Annotated in this window: 3 protein-coding genes; 1 reads left to right on the top strand and 2 read right to left on the bottom strand. The window is 63.7% G+C overall.

Going from position 1 to position 1,929, the window contains the following annotated elements; all coding sequences use genetic code 11:
* Positions 1 to 319: TRIC cation channel family protein (locus EN969_RS28875; protein WP_206525257.1), on the top strand; the 319-nt coding region annotated here is incomplete at its 5' end.
* 64 nt (positions 320 to 383) lie between these two features.
* Here EN969_RS28875 and EN969_RS28870 read toward each other — a convergent pair.
* Positions 384 to 1,259: a GNAT family N-acetyltransferase gene (locus EN969_RS28870; RefSeq protein WP_023812526.1), complete on the bottom strand. Its 876-nt coding sequence runs from the start codon at positions 1,257 to 1,259 to the stop codon at positions 384 to 386.
* Between the two features lie 182 nt (positions 1,260 to 1,441).
* A partial coding sequence (locus EN969_RS28865) for a response regulator (RefSeq protein WP_164758591.1) occupies positions 1,442 to 1,929 on the bottom strand: 488 nt, incomplete at its 5' end.

Genomic DNA, 1,929 nt, shown 5'->3' with positions numbered 1-1,929 from the left:
GGCAAAGGGGCTTGCGATTACCGGTTCGCCGGTCGTCTCCGTCATCGCCGGCGTGCTCACCGCCACTTTCGGCGGCATTCTGCGCGATCTTCTTGCCGGCGAGCCATCGGTGCTGCTCAGGCCCGAAATCTATGTCACGGCGGCCCTTGCAGGTGCCGGCCTTTACACGCTTGGCGATCTTGCCGGACTGCCGCCGCTCGCCTCGGACCTTGCCGGTTTTGCTGCGGCGTTCCTTGTGCGTGGCGGCGCGCTCAAATTCGGCTGGTCGTTTCCGTCCTACAAGAGCCGGCCCGGCAGGCGGCCGGAAGATATTTTGTGAAAAGGAAGCGAATAGCGAATAGGGGTTGAACGAGATAGCTCCCGCTACTTTCTATTCGCTAGCCTCACGCAGCGAAGCGCTGGGCTTCCCCGCCATAATAGTTGACGTAGCGTGCGCCGATCTCCTTGACCGGCATCACGACGAACACATCGACCGTCGAGAATTCGCGATCGATGACGCAGCCGTCGCCGATGCGGGCGCCGACGCGCAGATAGCCCTTGACCAGAGGCGGCATCGCGGCGATCGCCGCCTTGGCATTGACCGCCTCGATCGGCATCAGGTCCATCGAGCAGTAGCGCCCGGAGACCGCGCGCACGTCCCAGGCCGAATTTGTGCGGCAGTGGTGGGCGAGGTAGGTGAGCGCCTCGGCATGCGCCGCCGGCACGGTGCCGTGAAAAGAAGCGCAACCGGTCATCACACCGATTTCGTAATGGTTGATGTAGGCCCAGATGCCTTGCCACAACGCCTCGATGGTGCGTTTCGAGCGGTATTCCGGCAAGACGCAGGAGCGGCCGAGTTCCAGGAAACGCTGGCCGGGGTGACGGGCAATGAGCTTGGTCAGCTCGAATTCACCTTCGGAATAGAAACCGCCGGCCGTGGCCGCGATTTCTTGCCGCAGCAGCCTATATGTACCGACGATACGGCGATGTTCGGGACCGGAAAGCGTGGTGTCCAAAACCAGCAGATGGTCGCAGAGTGGATCGAACCGGTCGGCGTCACGGCGGTCATGGGCCTGGAACAGGTCCTTCCTGGCGCCAAGTTCGTCGTAGAACACCCGGTAGCGCACTTCCTGCGCGGCCGCGATCTCGGCCTCGTTGCGAGCGAGCCGCACTTCAAGATTGCCTATACGGCCCAGTGCCGCGCCCTTTATGACGGAATCGACGTTACGTCCGGCAAGCAAGGCGCTGCTGGCGTTCGGCCGAGTGTCACATTCCGGCATAACTGTATGCACGAGTGATTCTCCTTCGAGCCATCCCTCTTGGCACGGGGATACGGTGTAGGTGCAACAGGATTGTGACAGTACCGTGATACGACGTCGTGGGCAATACTTCGTCGGCTGGCGAATACGATCAACCGGCTACGTTTAAGTGATCGCCCGGTGCGGAACGGGCGGTGGAAAGCTCAGGCCGCGACGACCTGGCCCTCGACGGCATTGACCAGCGCCTCGGGGTCGAGCGGCTTGGTGACAAAGCCGCTGGCGCCATGGGCCAACACCGCATGGCGGGTCTTTTCCTGGCTGTCGGCCGACAGCACCATGATCGGCACCGGCCGCACGGCACTTTCTTCCTCATGGCGGCGGATGGCGGCAATCGCGTCCAGCCCGTCCATGACCGGCATGTGCAGATCCATCAAGACCACGTCGAAGCGGTCCTTGTGCGCGGCGCCGGTGACAGCCTCGACGGCCGCCTTGCCGTTGCCGACCACCCTGACGCGATGCCCGGCCTTCAGCAGCGTGGCGCGGGCCAGCATGGCATTGATGTCATTGTCCTCGGCGATCAGCACCGACAGGCCGCGCTGGCGGTTGCCGACGGCGCGCAGTGTCGGCGCGCCGCGCTTTTCCGGCTGCGGCGGGCCGAGGCTCGGAGCATGGCTGCTCAACAGTACACGCA

It is taken from the genome of Mesorhizobium sp. M7A.F.Ca.CA.003.01.2.1 (assembly GCF_003998945.1).
GTDB classification, from domain to species: Bacteria; Pseudomonadota; Alphaproteobacteria; order Rhizobiales; family Rhizobiaceae; genus Mesorhizobium; species Mesorhizobium ciceri.
Note: the sequence above shows the minus strand (reverse complement) of the source record. Positions and strands in the feature narration are given on the sequence as shown.

Coding starts and splice junctions, on each gene's coding strand:
- EN969_RS28870 (WP_023812526.1), bottom strand. CDS start 1,259: ATGCCGGAATGTGACACTCGGCCGAACGCCAGCAGCGCCTTGCTTGCC.